The following is a 17600-nucleotide window of genomic DNA, read 5'->3' as shown; positions in this document are numbered from 1 at the left end:
CATTCACCGAGACTGAGGTCGACATGTTTCCCCTCCTGCTGGGCCTGGGCCCCTCCGAACTGCTGATCATCCTGGCGATCGTCCTGCTCCTCTTCGGCGGTTCGCGCCTCGCGGGCCTCGGCAAGAGCACCGGCCGTGCCATCAAAGAGTTCAAGGAGGAGACCAAGGACATCAAGGGACAGTCCAAGGCGACCGACGTGAACGACCCCAAGCCCGTCGAGGGCCAGCAGGCTCGACCGGCCGCCGACCAGGTGCGCGAGGACGACGGTGTGCACGAGGCCGAGATCGTCGATCCGGAGCACAAGAAGGGTCTCTGAGCCCCGTGGCCGAGTCACTGGACCCGCACCGCGCAGAATCCTCGGACGTGGACCCGCCCGTCCAGACTGCGCAGCCGACCAGGCGACGCCTGGCCTGGCTGCGCCCACCGGTAATGTCCCCCGATGGGCGGATGACGCTGGTGGACCACTTCAAGGAGCTGCGCTACCGGGTGATCCTGATCGTCCTGCTCATCCTCGTGGGCATGGGTGCGATGGCGTTCTTCTACCAGGAGCTGTACGCGTTCCTGCTCGAGCCGTACATGCGTGCGGTGGCGAGCATCAATGCCTCCCGGCCCGACCAGGAGGTCCTGGTCGTGAACGCGGGCGTCTCCGCCCCGATGACCCTGGCGATCAAGATCGTCGCGATCGCCGGGGCCGTGGTGACCAGTCCGCTGTGGCTGTACCAGGTCTGGGCGTTCCTGGCGCCCGGCCTGCTGGCCAAGGAGAAGAAGTGGGCGGTGGCCTTCATCGCCGCCGGCGTTCCGCTCTTCCTGACCGGCGTCGGGCTCGGCTACTGGATCCTGCCCAAGGGACTGGTCGTGCTGCTGGGCTTCACCCCCCAGCACTCACCGGTCGCGAACATGGTCGAGATGGTGCCGTTCCTGAACTTCATGCTCCAGATCATGCTGGTGTTCGGTGTCGCCTTCCTGCTGCCCGTGGTGATCGTCGCCCTCAACTTCGCCGGCGTCGTCACCGGCAAGCAGCTGGGGGCGGCCCGCTCGTACGCCATCGTGGGCACCTTCGTCTTCGCCGCGGTCGCGACACCGTCCACCGACCCGATCTCGATGCTGGCACTGGCCCTGCCGATGGCCCTGCTCTACGTGGTGGCCGAGATCATCTGTCGTGGCAACGACCGGCGCAAGGCCAAGCGGAACGCCGACGACGAGCTCCTCGACTCCTCCGCGAGCGGCACCCCCGGTGACTGACGAGAGGTGCGTCCTCTCGCTCGTGGTCAACCCGAGCGCCGGCCTGGGCCGGGCCCGCAAACTGCTGCCGAAGGTCGTGACCGAGCTGGTCACCTCCCTGCCCGGCGTCGACCTGCGGGTCCACCTGGCCGAGACCTTCGCGGAGGCGCAGGCGCGGTGCGCCCGGGCCGTCGCGGAGGCCCGCCCCGCCGAAGGGGACCGGCGTGCCGACGCCCTCCTGGTGATGGGCGGGGACGGCATGATGCACCTCGGCGCCAATGCCTGCGCCGGCACGACCACCCCGCTGGGACTCATCCCCGCCGGCACGGGCAACGACTCCTGCCGCGGACTGGGCCTGCCGCCGGCCAATCCGGTGGCAGCGGCGCGCCTCGTGGTGCGCGGGGGGACCCGGCGGATCGACCTCGCCAAGGTCACCGGCGCGCTGGTCGGCGGAGTCGGGGCGGACGGACTCGAGCACGTGGTCTCGATCGTCTCCACCGGGTTCGACGCCCTGGTCAACCTGCGCGCCAACCACACCACCTTCCCTCGCGGCCGCCTGCGGTACGCCTGGTCGGCCACGGTCCAGCTCGCACGCTTCGAGCCCCTGCCCTATCGGCTGGTGATCGACGGCGAGGCCCGCGAGTTCCCCGCCATCCTCGTCGCGGTCGGCAACGCCGGCTACGCCGGTGGCGGGATGGCAATGTGTCCCTCGGCCGACGTCACCGACGGGCTGCTGGACCTCACGATCGTGCACCCGGTGAGCCGGGCCACCTTCCTTCGGCTGCTGCCGTCGCTGTTCAACGGGACCTTCGTCCGCGACCCTGCCGTCGAACAGCTCCGCGCCCGCGAGGTGCGGGTCGACGGCGAGGGCCTGTACGGCATGGCCGACGGCGAGGAGCTCGGGCCGGTTCCGCTCGTCATCGAGGTCGAGCCGCAGGCGCTGACGATCTTCACCCCGACCGTCCGGCAGCTCAGCCGACCCCCGTTGCGGCTGCCCCGCCGCTCCTGAGGCGCAGGCCCCCGGCCGCGCGCTATCTTCGGGACATGGACGCAGCTGAGGACCTCACCCCGGCCGAGAAGTACGCCAGGTTCCGGCGCCGCCAGGCGTTCCCCGAGCTGCGCGACTTCTCCGATGGCTACACGTTCGACTTCGACGAGTACCAGGTCGAGGCCTGCCAGGCGGTCGAGGGCGGCGCCGGGGTCCTGGTCGCCGCACCGACCGGTGCCGGCAAGACCATCGTCGGTGAGTTCGCCGTGCACCTGGCCCTCGCCCAGGGCCGCAAGGCCTTCTACACCACCCCGATCAAGGCGCTGTCCAACCAGAAGTACAACGACCTGGTCGAGCGCCACGGGATCGACAAGGTCGGCCTGCTGACCGGGGACTCCTCGATCAACTCCGATGCGCCGGTCGTCGTGATGACCACCGAGGTGCTGCGCAACATGATGTACGCCGGCTCCTCCACGCTGAGGGGACTCGGCTTCGTGGTGATGGACGAGGTGCACTACCTCGCCGACCGGTTCCGCGGCCCGGTGTGGGAGGAGATCATCATCGGGCTGCCGGACTCGGTGCAGCTGGTCTGCCTGTCGGCGACCGTCTCCAACGCGGAGGAGTTCGGCGACTGGCTGGCCGAGGTGCGCGGCGAGATGGAGGTCGTCGTGTCCGAGCGGCGGCCCGTCCCGCTCTACCAGCACGTCCTGGTCGGCAACCGGCTGATGGACCTCTTCGCCGACGTGGCGCCCACGGCCGACCTGGAGGACCGCGCCACTTCGTACGACGTGAATCCCGCGCTGGTCACCATCGCCAAGGACGAGGCACGCACCGTCCGGGACGACTCCCGGCGCCCGCGCGGCAGGTCCGGCAAGGGCAAGCGCACCAGCCGTGCCGGCAGTGACCGGTACGGCGGCGGGGCTGCGCGCGAGCACCAGGAGCGCTCCCGCTACCGGCCCGCCCACCGGGCCGAGGTCGTCCGGGTCCTGGCGCACGCCGACCTGCTGCCGGCGATCGTGTTCATCTTCTCCCGCCAGGGCTGTGATGCCGCTGTTCGCCAGCTGCAGGCCGCGCACGTGCACCTGACCAGCCCGGAGGAGGAGGCAGCGATCCTGCGCATCGCCCAGCGGCACGTCGCCGGGTTCACCGACGAGGACCTGCGGGCACTGGGCTACGAGCTCTTCCTGGACGGACTGCTGCGCGGCGTGGCGGCCCACCACGCCGGGGTGCTGCCGGCCCTCAAGGAATGCGTCGAGGAGTGCTTCGAGGCCGGCCTGATCAAGGTGGTGTTCGCCACCGAGACCCTGGCGCTCGGCATCAACATGCCGGCCCGGTCGGTCCTGATCGAGAAGCTGGTCAAGTTCAACGGCGAGGCCCACGTCGACATCACGCCGGGGGAGTACACCCAGCTCACCGGCCGGGCCGGTCGGCGGGGCATCGACGTCGAGGGCCATGCCGTCGTGGTCTGGCAGCCGGGGATGGACCCGCGCGCGCTCGCCGGCCTGGCCAGCAAGCGTACGTACCCGCTGCGCTCGGCGTTCCGGCCGACGTACAACATGGCCGTCAACATGCTCAACCGGATGCCGCGCAACCAGGTCCGCACCGTCCTCGAACTGTCGTACGCACAGTTCCAGACCGACCGATCGGTCGTCGGCCTGGCCCGGAAGCTCGCCCGGACATCGGGGGACTACGACGACCTCGCCGCCCAGGCGGCCTGCGAGCTGGGTGACTTCATGGAGTACGCACGGTTGCGTGACGAGATCCACCGGATCGAGACCGCGGCCGCCAAGCAGGACCGGGCCGTGCACCGGGACGAGAGCGAGCGGCTGCTCACCGCCCTGCGCCCCGGTGACATCCTGCGGGTGCCCAGCGGCCGGTCCCAGGGGTGGGTGGTGGTGATCGACAACGGGCACATCAGCGCCCAGGAGGGGCCGCGCCCCACGGTGATGTCGATGGACCGCCAGGTGCGCCGGCTGTCCCTCACCGACTTCCCGACCCTGCCGGAGACCATCGGCCGGGTGAAGGTGCCCAAGCACTTCCAGTCCCGAGACCCCTCGCACAGGCACAGCCTGGCCGCGGCCTTCAAGCAGCGCCTCGACCAGCTCGACAGCACACCCCCGCACGTACGTCCGATGGGCTCCCTGCCGCCCGCCCAGCGCGAGCAGATCGCCAACCTGCGCGATCGCCTCGCCGCGCACCCCTGCCACACCTGCCCGGACCGAGAGCTGCACGCCCGCTGGGCGGAGAAGGCCCTGCGCGCCGAGCGGGACGCCCGCAGCCTGGAGCACCAGGTGTCCCGGCGTACCCGGTCGATCGCCGAGCGCTTCGACAAGATCTGCACGGTGCTGGGCTCGCTGGGCTACCTGCAGGCAGGGGAGGGCGACGACCTGGAGGTCACCGCCGAGGGCCGTACGCTGGCGCAGATCTACTCCGAGGACGACCTCGTGGTGGCCGAGAGCATCCGGGACGGGGCCTTTCATGGCCTGTCGGCCCCACAACTGGCCGGTGTGCTGTCGGTGTTCACCTATGAGCCGCGCAAGGGGGACGAGAACCGGCCCCAGCGCATGCCCGACCTGCGCAGCCAGGAGGCACTCGACCAGATCCGCCAGGTCGCCCGGCGGATCGCGCTGGTCGAGCGCGATGCCCGGCTGGAGTCCGACATCGACCTGCCGACCGGCTTCGCCCGCCCGGCCCATGACTGGTGCGCCGGGGAACCGCTGGCCGACATCCTGGACGAGACCGATATGAGCGCGGGCGACTTCGTCCGCTGGGCCCGCCTGGTCATCGACCTGGCCGACCAGGTCGCCACCGCCGCCGGCCCGGGTGATCTCCGGGAGAGCTGCCACGAGGTCAGGCACCGGATGCAGCGCGGGGTGGTCGAGGCGGTGGTCGCGCTGCCAGACGAAGACGGCGACGAGGACGAGGACGGCTAGGCTGGCCCCCATGAGTGTTGCCATCCGCGTCATCCCGTGCCTGGACGTGCACGACGGGCGGGTCGTCAAGGGCGTCAACTTCCTGAACCTGCGCGACGCGGGTGATCCCGTCGAGCTCGCCGCGCTGTACGGCCGGCAGGGCGCAGACGAGGTCACCTTCCTCGACATCTCCGCCTCCCGCGAGGGCCGCGCGACCACCCGTGACGTCGTCCGTCGCACCGCCGAGACCGTCTTCATCCCCCTCACCGTGGGCGGTGGCGTCTCCTCGGTCGAGGACGTGGACACCCTGTTGCGGACCGGGGCGGACAAGGTCTCGGTGAACACCGCGGCGATCCGGCGCCCGGAGCTGATCCGCGAGATCACCCAGCGCTTCGGCAACCAGGTCCTGGTGCTGTCCGTCGATGCCCGGCGCGAGCCGGGCATGCCCTCCGGCTATGGGGTCACCACGCATGGCGGGACCACGTCGGCAGGGATCGACGCGCTGGACTGGGCCTGCCGCGGGGTCGAGCTCGGGGCAGGGGAGATCCTGCTCAACTCGATGGACGCCGACGGCACCACCATCGGCTTCGACATCGAGATGCTCACCCAGGTGCGCCGGGTCGTCGACGTGCCGCTGATCGCCTCCGGTGGCGCCGGGACACTCGAGCACTTTGTCGAGGCGGCCGACGCGGGAGCGGACGCGGTGCTCGCGGCCAGCGTCTTCCACTTCGGCACCTTCACCGTGAACGACGTCAAGGATGCGCTCGCCGCTGCGGGCCACCTGGTCAGGAGGGCCTGAGATGGGACGAGTGGCATGGCTGCCGTACACCGACCTGGCGGATGCGGAGGCGCACCTGGGCCGGCTGCCCGAGGGGATCGACGTCGACTTCTTCACCGACGAGGACGCCACGGGTGACGAGGTCCGCTGGCCCGACAGCGTGGCCGAGGTCGAGTTCCTGGTGCTGCCCTACCTGTCCGGGAGCCGCGGGCTGGGCCGGGTCGCCGAGATGCCCCGGCTGCAGGTCGTCCAGTCCCAGATGGCCGGCTACGAACACCTGGTACCGCTGATCCCCGAGGGGGTCACGCTGTGCACCGGCGCCGGCATCCATGACACCGCCACCGCCGAGCTGGCGCTGGCGCTGGCCCTCGCCAACCTGCGGGAGATCGACGTCCATGCCCGCAACGGGGCGGACGCCACCAAGCGGTGGCAGCGGTGGTTCAGCCGGTCGCTGGCGGACCGCCGGGCGATGATCCTCGGCTACGGCCGGATCGGGCACGCCATCCGGCGGCGGCTGGAGGGCTTCGAGACCGCGGGGACGACGCTGGTGGCCCGGCACGAACGTACCGGTGACCTGGGGGCGGGTGAACCGTACGTGCACCCGTTCGAGCACCTCCCCGAGCTGCTGCCCGCCACCGACGTGGTGTTCGTGATCTGCCCCCTCACCGAGCAGACCGAGCACCTGCTGGATGCCGAGGCGCTGGCCCTGCTTCCCGACGGAGCGCTCGTGGTGAACGTCGCCCGTGGACGGATCGTCGACACCGACGCGTTGCTCGCCGAGTGCGCCTCCGGGCGTCTGCGGGCGGCCCTGGACGTGACCGACCCGGAGCCCCTGCCCACCGACCACCCGCTGTGGACGACACCGGGAGTGACGATCACCCCGCACGTCGGCGGCTGGGCGGATGCCTTCACCCCGCGGGCGGACGCGCTGATCGGATCCCAGCTGCGGCGGTGGGCCGCCGGCGAGCCGCTGCGGAACACCCTGTGAACGCTGGCGTTCCGCTCGACGGCCGACCCGTCGGCCGGTTCCTGGCCGAGTACGGCCTCCCCTTCGTCGTGGCGGTGCTGCTGGTCCCGTTCATCATCACCGGGGGACGGCTGTGGCCCTGGGACCCGGCGATGATCGACCTGGACATCTACCGGATCGGTGTCCACGCGCTGCTGACCGGCGGGGACATCTACTCGGTGCGCAGCCCGGGCTGGAACCTCTACTACATCTACCCGCCGTTCGCGGCGCTGCTGATGGTCCCGACGGCGTTCGGGCCGATCATGCTGCTGCGGCTGGTCTGGGTCGCCCTGATGGTCTGGGCGCAGCAGTCCGTGCTGCGGCGCTGTGGCGTCACCCGCGGCTGGACGCTCGGACTCGTCGGCGCCGGTGCGCTGGTGGCGATCGAGCCGTTGCGTACGTCCCTGGGCTACGGCCAGGTGAACACCGTGCTGATGGCTCTCGTCGTGTTCGACCTGCTGCCTGACCGGGCCCGTCGTTGGCCGCGAGGTGTCGGCATCGGTGTGGCGGCCGCGATCAAGATGACCCCGGCACTCTTCGGGGTCTTCGCCCTCTTCGCCCGCCGGTCCCGCATGGCGTGGACCAGCGCCGGCACGTTCGTGGTCGCGACCCTGGTCGCCTTCCTGGTGCTGCCGAGGGAGAGCATGAAGTTCTGGACCGGCCAGATCCCGGCGGGGACCTCGGGGCCGCAGTACGTCGGCAACCAGTCCCTGACCGGCCTGACCACGCGGTTCTTCGGGCTCGATCCGGCCGCCCGGATCGCCGGCATCGCCCTCGGGGCCCTGGTCTGTGTGCTGGCGCTCCTGGTCGCCCGCTACTGGTGGCTGACCGGGCACCAGGTCTTCGCCCTGGCCCTGGTCGGACTGGCCACCAACCTCGCCTCGCCGCTGGCCTGGACCCACCACTTCGTCTGGGTGCTCCCGCTGCTGGTCGCGGTGACGACCGACCACGGCCTGCCCGTCTGGGTCCGGCGGGTCGGACTGGCCTGGGGGGTCTGGATCAGCCTGCAGGTGCCCCTGACGGTGCTGCCGTACACCTTCGACGCCGCGGCGCACTACACCTTCTGGCAGGACCTCGTCGCGAACGTCACGCCGCTGGTCGGCCTGGGCCTGTTCATCGGCCTGTTCGTCGCGCTGCTGCGCCGCCCGCGCGGTGAGGCCGCCGCCCAGGAAGCGGCCCTCACGGCCGCCGGACCGGGCGAGCCGTCTACGGTGGCGGTATGAGCGAGACCGTACGAGGAGTCATCTCCCGATCCAAGGATGCCGACGTCGAACTGGTCGACATCGTCATCCCCGACCCGGGCGCCCACGACGTGGTCGTCCGCATCCAGGCCTGCGGGGTCTGCCACACCGACCTGGCGTACAAGGAGGGCGGGATCGGCGACGGCTACCCGTTCCTGCTGGGCCACGAGGCCGCCGGCATCGTCGAATCGGTCGGCGAGGCGGTCAGCCATGTCGTCGTCGGGGACTTCGTCGTCCTGAACTGGCGCGCGGTCTGCGGGGAGTGCCGCGCCTGCAAGCGCGGCCAGCCCCAGTACTGCTTCGCCACCTTCAACGCCTCAGTGCCGATGACCCTGACCGACGGCACCGTACTGTCGCCGGCCCTGGGCATCGGAGCGTTCGCCGACAAGACCCTGGTGCACGAGGGACAGTGCACCACGGTCGACCCAACGGCCGACCCGGCGGCGGTCAGCCTGCTCGGCTGCGGCGTGATGGCCGGACTGGGGGCCGCCGTGAACACCGGCGAGCTCAAGCGCGGCGAGTCGGTCGCCGTGATCGGCTGCGGCGGTGTCGGCATGGCCGCCATCGCCGGGGCCCACCTGGCCGGGGCGACGACGATCATCGCGATCGACATCGACGACGCCAAGCTTGAGCAGGCCCGGCACTTCGGCGCCACCCACGTGCTCAACTCCCGCACCCTGGGTGCCGGCGAGGGGGAGGACCAGCCGCTCGTCGCCGCGGTGCGCGAGCTGACCGGCGGCTTCGGCACCGACGTCGTGGTGGACGCCGTCGGGCGCCCCGAGACGTACGTCCAGGCCTTCTATATGCGCGACCTGGCCGGCCGGGTCGTCCTGGTCGGCGTACCCACCGGCGAGATGCGCCTCGACCTGCCGCTGCCGGACGTGTTCGGGCGCGGCGGATCGCTGAAGTCCGCCTGGTACGGCGACTGCCTGCCCGAGCGCGACTTCCCGCTGTACACCGACCTGTACCAGCAGGGACGGTTCCCGCTCGGCGACTTCGTCTCGGAGCGGATCGGCCTCGGCGACGTCGAGGCTGCGTTCGCCCGGATGAAGGCGGGCCAGGTGCTGCGCTCGGTGGTGCTGGTATGAGCGGTCCTGGGCGGGGCCTGCGGATCGACCGGGTGGTGACGTCCGGGACCTTCGCCCTCGACGGCGGCGAGTGGGAGGTCGAGAACAACGTCTGGGTGATCGGTGACGACCACGAGGCGCTGGTGGTCGACGCCGCCCACACCGCGGCTCCGATCATCGAGGCGGTGGCCGGTCGTACGGTGGTCGGGATTGTGTGCACCCACGCCCACAACGACCACGTCACCGTCGCCCCCGAACTCGCCCGGGCCCTGGACACCCGGATCCTGGTGCACCCCGGCGACCAGATGCTGTGGGAGGCCAGTCACCCCGGGGTCGCCCACGAGGACCTGGCGGACGGGCAGGTGCTGACGGTGGCGGGCACCCAGGTGCACGTCATCAGCACCCCGGGGCATTCGCCGGGCTCGGTCTGCCTGTACCTGCCGGAGGCGGGGGAGCTGTTCAGCGGTGACACCCTCTTCGAGGGCGGCCCCGGTGCGACGGGACGCTCGTTCTCCGACTTCGGCACGATCATCGACTCGATCCGTGACCGGTTGCTGACGCTCCCGCCACGGACCCGCGTCCGCACCGGCCACGGGGATCCGACCTCCATCGGTGCGGAGGCCCCGCATCTGGAGGAGTGGATCCGGCGCGGCCACTGAGCCCCCGGGCCGGCCCCCGGCCCTAGTCCTCCGTGCCGAGGACGCGGGCCGGGAGCCGGTCCCAGGTCTCCCCGGTCGCCGCCATCTGCCAGAAGGCCACCTCGTAGTACAGGGAATCGGCGAACGCCTCCGCCATCCGCTGCCGCTCGGCGGTTCCGGCGGCCGCCGCCAGGGCGTCCGTACGCCGCCGGTAGTCCACCACCAGCTGCTGGCACTCCTCGGAGGTGTAGAAGTCGAACCACGCCCGGAACGGGTGGTCGGCTCCCGGCGCCTGCTCCCGCTCGGCACGCAGGGCGGCCCACGTGTACGTCCACTGGCAGGGCAGCAGGGCTGCCATCAGGACCCCCAGCGTGTCGTGGCCCGCGAGCTCCATGTGGTTGGCGTACGCCTTCGCGGTGGGAGCCAGCCGGGACTCCTGGCAGGCCTCGTAGTCGACCCCGAAGTGCTCGACCAGGGCGCGGTGGGCGTCCGGCTCCTCCTCCAGCATGATCCGGGCGCCGTCCATGAAGAACGCTGTCCAGTCAGGGGTCGGCGCCATCGCCTGGCCCAGCCCGTAGCAGCGCAGGAAGGCCTGGAGGTAGCCGACGTCCTGCCCGACGTAGTGCACCACCGCGTCGCGGGTGGCCGTGCCGTCCAGCAGGCCCTGGAAGAACGGATGCGCCCAGAAGGCCTCGAACAGGTCGGCGTGGATATCGCGGAGCTCGGCGGTGAACGACATGCAGACACCCTAGAGGAGCCGGGCCGCCGACTCCGGCGCGCTCGGGTCCGCCGAGCTTCCACATTCTGGGAAAAATCTCGGATCGGTTGACAGCGGCGCGGATCTGCGGAAGATTACGTGCGTGCTCGGCATGATTCTCGTAGTTGGCTAGCGTGTCCGGTGGGCAGAGGCCCGACCAGACACGCTCCCTCGCGCGCCACCTGGCGGCGGGGGTTTTTTGTTGCAGAATCACTGTCGACCAACCCTGATCACCCAGAGGAAGTAGAGAGGCCATGGAGGACAACACCGCCACGTCCACCACACCGATGTCGACCGGCGCCGAGGCGCTGGTCCGCTCGCTGGAGAAGGTCGGGGTAGATGTCATGTTCGGGCTTCCCGGCGGGGCCATCCTGCCGGCGTACGACCCGCTGATGGACTCCGGGCAGATCCGGCACATCCTCTGCCGCCACGAGCAGGGTGCCGGGCATGCCGCCCAGGGCTACGCCATGACGACCGGTCGGGTCGGCGTCGTGATGGTCACCTCCGGCCCCGGCGCGACCAACCTGGTCACCCCGCTCGCCGACGCGATGATGGACTCGGTGCCGCTGGTCGCGATCACCGGTCAGGTCGGCTCCGCCATGATCGGGACGGACGCCTTCCAGGAGGCCGACATCCGCGGCATCACGATGCCGGTGACCAAGCACAGCTTCCTGGTGACCAAGGCCGCCGACATCCCGCTGGCGATCAAGGAGGCCTTCTACATCGCGTCCTCCGGCCGCCCGGGCCCGGTCCTGGTCGACATCACCAAGGACGCCCTGCAGGCCAAGGCCCACTTCGAGTGGCCCGAGGAGATGGACCTGCCCGGCTACCGGCCCACCACCCGGCCGCACCACCGCCAGGTGAAGGAGGCCGCCCGGCTGATCGCCGAGTCGCGTCGCCCCGTGCTCTACGTCGGCGGTGGCATCATCAAGGCCCACGCCCACGAGGAGCTGGCCGAGCTGGTCCGGATCACCGGCATCCCGGTCGTCACCACGCTGATGGCCCGCGGCGCCTTCCCGGACTCCGACCCGCTGAACTTCGGCATGCCCGGCATGCACGGGACCGTTCCCGCGGTGGGAGCCCTGCAGCAGGCCGACCTGCTGATCGCCCTCGGCACCCGCTTCGATGACCGTGTCACCGGGCAGCTGGACTCCTTCGCCCCGGGGGCCAAGGTGATCCACGCCGACATCGACCCGGCGGAGATCTCCAAGAACCGGATCGCCGACGTGCCGATCGTGGGTGATGCCAAGGAGGTCCTGGTCGACCTCAACGACACCCTGCGGGAGACCGAGCTGCCCCACTACGAGCCGTGGGTCAAGCTCCTCACCGACATGGCCCGCAGGTACCCGGTCGGCTGGGAGGAAGGGTTCGACCGCCTCTCCCCGCAGCACGTGATCCAGCGCATCGGCCAGATCGCCGGCCCGGACGCCTACTACGTCACCGGCGTGGGCCAGCACCAGATGTGGGCCGCCCACTTCCTGCCCTTCGAGAGGGCGGGGCACTGGCTCAACTCAGGCGGCCTGGGCACGATGGGCTACTGCGTCCCTGCAGCCATGGGCGCGAAGGTCGGCCAGCCTGACGCCGTCGTCTGGGGCGTCGATGGGGACGGGTGCTTCCAGATGACCAACCAGGAGCTGGTCACCTGTGCCCTGGAGGGCATCCCGATCAAGATCGCGATCATCAACAACGAGTCGCTCGGGATGGTGCGCCAGTGGCAGACACTGTTCTACAACGCGCGCTACTCGAACACCGACCTGCACTCCTACCGCATCCCCGACTTCCCGAAGCTCGCCGAGGCGATGGGCTGCGTGGGCCTGCGGGCGGAGACCCCCGAGGAGGTCGACGCGGTGATCGAGCAGGCGATGGCGATCAACGACCGTCCGGTCGTGGTGGAGTTCGTCGTGCACAAGGACGCCATGGTGTGGCCGATGGTGGCCGCCGGCACCAGCAACGACGACATCAAGGTTGCGCGCGACATGGCGCCGAAGTGGGAAGAGGAAGAACTGTGAGCACGCGTACGATGAGCGTCCTTGTCTCCGACAATCCGGGTGTCCTGACCCGGGTCGCGGCGCTCTTCTCCCGCCGCGGATACAACATCGAGTCGCTGGCCGTCGGCCCGACCGAGAACGAAGGCATCTCCAGGATGACGATCGTCGTCGATGTCGACGACCACGTCCTCGAGCAGATCACCAAGCAGCTCAACAAGCTGATCGAGGTGCTCAAGATCGTCGAGCTGGAGCCGGACGCGATCCGTCGCGAGCTCCAGGTCGTCAAGGTCCGCTGTGATGCGAACACGCGCAGCGAGATCCTCGACATCGTCCAGTTGTTCAAGGCCAAGACGGTCGACGTCACCCCTGACGCGATTACCCTGGTCGTCACCGGCAACCCGGACAAGCTCGACTCCCTGCTGACGATGCTCGAGCCGTACGGCATCCGGGAGCTGGCCCAGTCGGGCCTGGTCGCTCTCGGCCGCGGCGCGAAGTCGATCAGCGAGAAGCCCCGCAAGGAGCGGGGCCAGCAGACCCAACGGTGATACACCCCCGCCCCGTACGCGGCCGCCGGTCTAGGCTGGCAGCTACGGGGCGGGTCCCCGGCCACCCCACTAAACAAGGAGTTACCTCAGTGGCAGCTGAAATGTTCTACGACAAGGACGCCGACCTGTCCCTCATCCAGGGCCGCAAGGTCGCGGTGATCGGCTACGGCTCGCAGGGCCACGCCCACGCGCTCAACCTTCGTGACTCGGGCGTCGACGTCCGGGTCGGCCTGCAGGAGGGCAGCAGCTCCCGCGCCCGCGCCGAGGAGCAGGGCCTGCGCGTTCTGACCCCCGCCGAGGCTGCCGCAGAAGCCGACGTCGTGATGATCCTCGTGCCGGACCAGTTCCAGGCCGACATGTACGCCAGCGAGATCGCCCCGAACCTGAAGGACGGCGACGCGCTGTTCTTCGCCCACGGCTTCAACATCCGGTACGACCTGATCAAGCCCCCGGCCAACGTGACCGTCGCGATGGTCGCGCCGAAGGGCCCGGGCCACCTGGTCCGCCGTGAGTACGAGAACGGCCGTGGCGTCCCGGCGCTCATCGCCGTCGAGCAGGACCCGAAGGGCGAGGGCCAGGCCCTGGCGCTTTCCTGGGCCGCCGGCATCGGCGCCGCCCGCGCCGGCGTCATCAAGACCACCTTCACCGAGGAGACCGAGACCGACCTGTTCGGTGAGCAGGCCGTCCTCTGTGGTGGCATGTCGCACCTGGTGACCGCCGGCTGGGAGACCCTGGTCGAGGCCGGCTACCAGCCCGAGATCGCCTACTTCGAGTGCCTGCATGAGCTGAAGCTGCTCGTCGACCTGATGTACGAGGGCGGCATCGCCAAGATGCGCTGGTCGATCTCCGACACGGCCGAGTACGGCGACTACATCGCCGGCCCCAAGGTCATCGGCGACGCCTCCAAGGCCGCGATGAAGGGCCTGCTGGACGACATCCAGTCCGGCGCCTTCGCCAAGGACTTCGTGGCGGACCAGAAGAACGGTCGCAAGAAGTTCCTCGAGTACCGCAAGGCGGGCGAGCAGCACCCGATCGAGGCAGTCGGCCGCGAGCTGCGCGGCCTGATGGCCTGGGTCGACGAGAACCAGGGCACCGAGGACTACGTCGAGGGCCAGGCGGGTCGCTGACCCACCGGGTCGTCACGTACGACCACCCCTACCGGGCCATCGGGCCCGGCCGGAACAGCACGAGGGCCCGGGTCCCATCTTCACGATGGGACCCGGGCCCTCGGGTGTTGTCCGTGTAGGGGGAGCGGTGTCAGCGCCGGGCGCAGAGCAGGACGCAGGCGTCGGGGGCCAGGTACACCTCGGTGCAGAGCAGCCGGCTCTCGTGCATCCAGGCCTGCAGTGCCATGGTGTCGAGCCGGTCATCGGCGAAATTGCGGTGCCCGTGCACGTCGTCCAGGACGAGGAGACCCCCGGGGGCCAGCAGGTCGACCAGCCGTTCGCGGGAACCGCCGGCTGTACCGATGTCGATGGTGACCAGCGACAGGGACGTGATGCCATGGGCGGACCAGCCCATCGTGGACCAGTCGCCGGGGAGGACCTCCACGCCGGTGCCCGCGAAGAGGCGGGTCGCCTTCGCGGCGAGGGCGGGGTCGCGTTCGACCGTGACGACCCGCGTCGAGGCGGGGGCGCCGGTGCGGAGCCAGGCGGTGCCGACCCCGCAGCCGGTGCCGAGGTCGGCGATGACCCCTTGGCGGGAGGCCGCCAGGGTGGCCAGGAACCGGCCGGTCTCCGAGCGCGTCGACTCCAGGTACCCGATCCGCAGGGATGCGCTGAGGGCAGCCCCGACGAGGTCGGGGGTGTCCCACGGGGAACTCAGGACTGGCACGGGCCGACGCGCCCGGAGGGGGTCAGGAGACCTTGGCGACGATGGCGTCGCCGATCTCGGTCGTGGTGCGGACCTTGTTGCCGCGCTCGGCGATGTCGGCGTTGACGGCGGCCACGATCTTCGCGGCCTCGTCGGGGCGGCCGAGGTGGTCGAGCATCATCGCGACCGACAGGATGGCGGCGGTCGGGTCGGCCTTCTGCTGCCCGGCGATGTCGGGGGCCGAGCCGTGGACCGGCTCGAACATCGACGGGTAGGCGCCGGACGGGTTGAGGTTGCCGGAGGCGGCCAGGCCGATACCACCGGTGACGGCACCGGCGAGGTCGGTGATGATGTCGCCGAACAGGTTGTCGGTGACCAGCACGTCGAAGCGGGCCGGGTCGGTCGCCATGAAGATGGTGGCGGCATCGATGTGCAGGTAGTCGGTCTCGACCTGCGGGTACTCGGCCGCGACGGACTCGAAGACGCGACGCCACAGGCCGCCGGCGTTGACCAGCACGTTGTGCTTGTGCACAAGCGTCACCTTGTTGCGGCGGGTGGTGGCGTGCTCGAAGGCGAAGCGGACGACGCGCTCGACACCGTACGCGGTGTTGACCGAGACCTCGGTCGCGACCTCGTGCACCGTGCCGGTGCGGAGCTTGCCGCCGTTGCCGGCGTACAGGCCCTCGGTGCCCTCACGGACCACGACGAAGTCCACCAGCTTGCCCTCGGTCACGTGCGGGGCCAGCGGGGTGGGCACGCCCGGATAGAGCTTGGAGGGGCGCAGGTTGACGTAGTGGTCGAAGGCGAAGCGCAGCTTGAGCAGCAGGCCGCGCTCCAGGATGCCGGAGGGGATGCGGGTGTCGCCGGGGGCGGCACCGACGGCGCCGAGGAGGATGGCGTCGTGCTGGGCCAGCGACTCCATCTCGGACTCGGGGAGCACCTCACCGGTGCGCAGCCAGCGTTCGGCGCCGAGGTCATAGGTGACCTTGTCGAAGGCGTCCGGTCCGGCAACGGCGTCGAGGACCTTGAGACCCTCGGCCACGACCTCGGGGCCGATACCGTCGCCGGCGATCACGGCGATGGACGGGCGATCAGCAGAGTTCTGAGTAGACACGCGGTCAGGTTATCGGCGACGGGGCCCCGGCGGTGCCCGATCTCACCAGCACTGCCGGTGAGCGGCACGCGGGCCCTGCCGGTGCACGGGACAACGGCACCGCCGACGATCCGGGATGTCTCACCCGTCTTCCCTGCTGGGGTCAGGGCGGGAGGGGGGACTAGATTTCTCCCCATGAGTCTTTCGTTCGACGTGCACCCCCATCCCTCCCCGGCATCGGCCGAGGAGCGAGCGGTCGTACTCGCCGCCCCCGGATTCGGTCAGCACTTCACGGACCACATGGCCGTGGCCACGTGGACGGTCGAGGGTGGTTGGAGTGACGCGAAGGTCGTACCGTACGGCGTCGAGCAGTTCGCCCCCGCCTCGGCCGTGTTCCACTACGCGCAGGAGGTCTTCGAGGGCCTGAAGGCGTACCGCCACGCCGACGACTCCGTCTGGCTGTTCCGCCCCGAGGCGAACGCCCAGCGGATGATCGACTCGGCCGAACGGTTGGCCCTGCCGCCGCTTCCGGTGGAGGACTTCATCGCCTCGATCGAGGCCGTGGTGAAGGCGGACGCCGCTTGGGTGCCGACCGGGGGAGGGGAGGACAGCCTCTACATCCGCCCGTTCACCATCGCCCACGAGGACTTCCTCGGCGTACGGGCGGCGCACACGGCGCGCTACTACTGCATCGCCTCTCCGTCCGGCCCGTACTTCTCGTCCGGCGTCGAGCCGGTCGACTTCTGGGTCTCCCGTCGCTTCACCCGTGCCGCCGCCGGCGGGACCGGCTCGGCCAAGTGCGGCGGCAACTACGCCGCCAGCCTCGCCGGCCAGGAGGAGGCGTACGCCCACGGCTGCCCGCAGGTGCTGTTCCTCGACGCCGCGGAGTTCCGCTACGTGGAGGAGTTCGGTGGGATGAACTGCTTCTTCGTGACCGGTGACGGACAGTTGCACACCCCGGCGCTGTCCGGATCGATCCTGCCCGGCGTCACCCGCCGCTCCATCCTGGAACTGGCACGCGACAAGGGACTGGAGCCGGTCGAGGAGCGCATCGAGGTCGACGACATGCTGGCCCGGATCCGCTCCGGTGAGATCGTCGAGGCCTTCGCCTGCGGCACCGCCGCCGTCGTGGCCTCCGTGCGGGCGTTCAAGGACGGCGACGAGGAATACGTCGTCGGCGACGGCACCTCCGGTCCGCACTCGATGGAGATCCGCAAGACGTTGCTCGATATCCAGTACGGCCGGATCGAGGACACCCACGGCTGGATGCACAAGGTCTGCTGACCGGTCCGGTCGCACGGTGGCCGGCGGCGGGGCGGTCCCTCCTGAGGGGCCGCCCCGCGTCACGTTCCGCCAAAACCGTCTCACTGGGTGGGCAGGGGGGTGGCCAGAGCGGACTCATTGGGCAACAATCACCCTGTGTCGTATCGCACGCTGATTATCCGCGAGCGCGCCTGAGCCCTCGGGGCATCGGCGCGCTCAACCTCCTGTCCTCACGCAGGAGGTTTTTTGTTGCCGATGCACGACACGATCACCGCACCCGACCAGAGGAC

Annotated in this window: 15 protein-coding genes and 1 pseudogene; 13 read left to right on the top strand and 3 right to left on the bottom strand. The window is 70.2% G+C overall.

What is annotated here, in order from left to right; genetic code table 11:
- Window positions 1-23: 23 nt before the first annotated feature.
- The 9 genes and pseudogenes from tatA to GA0111570_RS08380 all read left to right on the top strand — a co-directional run.
- Window positions 24-164, top strand: a pseudogene (gene tatA, locus GA0111570_RS18410) (twin-arginine translocase TatA/TatE family subunit); the annotation flags it as partial.
- 158 nt (window positions 165-322) lie between these two features.
- A complete protein-coding gene (gene tatC, locus GA0111570_RS08415; RefSeq protein WP_217634079.1) occupies window positions 323-1243 on the top strand; it encodes a twin-arginine translocase subunit TatC in 921 nt (306 codons plus the stop codon).
- Window positions 1236-2231: a diacylglycerol/lipid kinase family protein gene (locus GA0111570_RS08410; protein WP_092609149.1), complete on the top strand. Its 996-nt coding sequence runs from the start codon at window positions 1236-1238 to the stop codon at window positions 2229-2231. The genes tatC and GA0111570_RS08410 overlap by 8 nt, the downstream gene beginning before the upstream one ends.
- 35 nt (window positions 2232-2266) lie before the next feature.
- Window positions 2267-5143, top strand: a complete 2877-nt coding sequence (locus GA0111570_RS08405) for a DEAD/DEAH box helicase (protein WP_092609146.1) — start codon at window positions 2267-2269, stop codon at window positions 5141-5143.
- A gap of 10 nt (window positions 5144-5153) precedes the next feature.
- Window positions 5154-5921 (top strand): imidazole glycerol phosphate synthase subunit HisF, encoded by a 768-nt coding sequence (gene hisF, locus GA0111570_RS08400; protein ID WP_092609143.1) that lies wholly within the window; start codon window positions 5154-5156, stop codon window positions 5919-5921.
- Between the two features lies 1 nt (window position 5922).
- Window positions 5923-6888 (top strand): NAD(P)-dependent oxidoreductase, encoded by a 966-nt coding sequence (locus GA0111570_RS08395; protein WP_092609141.1) that lies wholly within the window; start codon window positions 5923-5925, stop codon window positions 6886-6888.
- Complete coding sequence (locus GA0111570_RS08390; RefSeq protein ID WP_092609139.1) at window positions 6885-8129, top strand: glycosyltransferase 87 family protein; 1245 nt, start codon at window positions 6885-6887, stop codon at window positions 8127-8129. Before GA0111570_RS08395 ends, GA0111570_RS08390 begins: the two co-directional genes overlap by 4 nt.
- Window positions 8126-9235, top strand: a complete 1110-nt coding sequence (locus GA0111570_RS08385; protein ID WP_092609136.1) for an S-(hydroxymethyl)mycothiol dehydrogenase — start codon at window positions 8126-8128, stop codon at window positions 9233-9235. The genes GA0111570_RS08390 and GA0111570_RS08385 overlap by 4 nt, the downstream gene beginning before the upstream one ends.
- Window positions 9232-9873 carry an MBL fold metallo-hydrolase gene (locus tag GA0111570_RS08380; RefSeq protein WP_092609133.1) on the top strand — a complete coding sequence of 214 codons (642 nt, stop codon included), beginning with the start codon at window positions 9232-9234 and terminating at the stop codon, window positions 9871-9873. Before GA0111570_RS08385 ends, GA0111570_RS08380 begins: the two co-directional genes overlap by 4 nt.
- A 22-nt stretch (window positions 9874-9895) precedes the next feature.
- Here GA0111570_RS08380 and tenA read toward each other — a convergent pair whose 3' ends face one another.
- A complete protein-coding gene (tenA, locus tag GA0111570_RS08375) occupies window positions 9896-10591 on the bottom strand; it encodes a thiaminase II (protein ID WP_092609130.1) in 696 nt (231 codons plus the stop codon).
- 272 nt (window positions 10592-10863) lie between these two features.
- Between tenA and GA0111570_RS08370 the strand changes: the two genes are divergently transcribed.
- The 3 genes from GA0111570_RS08370 to ilvC all read left to right on the top strand — a co-directional run bounded on the left by GA0111570_RS08370 (window position 10864) and on the right by ilvC (window position 14269).
- On the top strand, window positions 10864-12618 hold the full coding sequence (locus GA0111570_RS08370; RefSeq protein WP_092609127.1) for an acetolactate synthase large subunit: 1755 nt from the start codon (window positions 10864-10866) through the stop codon (window positions 12616-12618).
- Complete coding sequence (gene ilvN / locus GA0111570_RS08365) at window positions 12615-13142, top strand: acetolactate synthase small subunit (protein ID WP_092609124.1); 528 nt, start codon at window positions 12615-12617, stop codon at window positions 13140-13142. Before GA0111570_RS08370 ends, ilvN begins: the two co-directional genes overlap by 4 nt.
- 101 nt (window positions 13143-13243) lie before the next feature.
- Window positions 13244-14269 (top strand): ketol-acid reductoisomerase, encoded by a 1026-nt coding sequence (ilvC, locus tag GA0111570_RS08360; protein ID WP_092609121.1) that lies wholly within the window; start codon window positions 13244-13246, stop codon window positions 14267-14269.
- Between the two features lie 130 nt (window positions 14270-14399).
- Here ilvC and GA0111570_RS08355 read toward each other — a convergent pair whose 3' ends face one another.
- Both GA0111570_RS08355 and GA0111570_RS08350 read right to left on the bottom strand, forming a co-directional pair.
- Window positions 14400-14975: an O-methyltransferase gene (locus tag GA0111570_RS08355; protein WP_092609118.1), complete on the bottom strand. Its 576-nt coding sequence runs from the start codon at window positions 14973-14975 to the stop codon at window positions 14400-14402.
- 22 nt (window positions 14976-14997) lie between these two features.
- The gene (locus GA0111570_RS08350; RefSeq protein WP_175557401.1) at window positions 14998-16068 is read right to left on the bottom strand and encodes a 3-isopropylmalate dehydrogenase; all 1071 of its coding nucleotides are present in this window, start codon (window positions 16066-16068) and stop codon (window positions 14998-15000) included.
- Between the two features lie 174 nt (window positions 16069-16242).
- Between GA0111570_RS08350 and GA0111570_RS08345 the strand changes: the two genes are divergently transcribed.
- Window positions 16243-17331 carry a branched-chain amino acid aminotransferase gene (locus tag GA0111570_RS08345; RefSeq protein ID WP_092609115.1) on the top strand — a complete coding sequence of 363 codons (1089 nt, stop codon included), beginning with the start codon at window positions 16243-16245 and terminating at the stop codon, window positions 17329-17331.
- Window positions 17332-17600: the final 269 nt, after the last annotated feature.

Origin of the sequence: Raineyella antarctica (assembly GCF_900092135.1) — a bacterium.
GTDB classification, from domain to species: Bacteria; Actinomycetota; Actinomycetes; order Propionibacteriales; family Propionibacteriaceae; genus Raineyella; species Raineyella antarctica.
This window is presented reverse-complemented; position numbering and strand designations above follow the sequence as displayed.

Excerpts from the sequence above, each read along its gene's own strand:
- GA0111570_RS08405 (WP_092609146.1), top strand. The coding sequence starts at position 2,267 with ATGGACGCAGCTGAGGACCTCACCCCGGCCGAGAAGTACGCCAGGTTC.
- hisF (WP_092609143.1), top strand. The coding sequence starts at position 5,154 with ATGAGTGTTGCCATCCGCGTCATCCCGTGCCTGGACGTGCACGACGGG.
- GA0111570_RS08395 (WP_092609141.1), top strand. The coding sequence starts at position 5,923 with ATGGGACGAGTGGCATGGCTGCCGTACACCGACCTGGCGGATGCGGAG.
- GA0111570_RS08385 (WP_092609136.1), top strand. The coding sequence starts at position 8,126 with ATGAGCGAGACCGTACGAGGAGTCATCTCCCGATCCAAGGATGCCGAC.
- GA0111570_RS08380 (WP_092609133.1), top strand. The coding sequence starts at position 9,232 with ATGAGCGGTCCTGGGCGGGGCCTGCGGATCGACCGGGTGGTGACGTCC.
- tenA (WP_092609130.1), bottom strand. The coding sequence starts at position 10,591 with ATGTCGTTCACCGCCGAGCTCCGCGATATCCACGCCGACCTGTTCGAG.
- GA0111570_RS08370 (WP_092609127.1), top strand. The coding sequence starts at position 10,864 with ATGGAGGACAACACCGCCACGTCCACCACACCGATGTCGACCGGCGCC.
- ilvC (WP_092609121.1), top strand. The coding sequence starts at position 13,244 with ATGTTCTACGACAAGGACGCCGACCTGTCCCTCATCCAGGGCCGCAAG.
- GA0111570_RS08345 (WP_092609115.1), top strand. The coding sequence starts at position 16,243 with ATGAGTCTTTCGTTCGACGTGCACCCCCATCCCTCCCCGGCATCGGCC.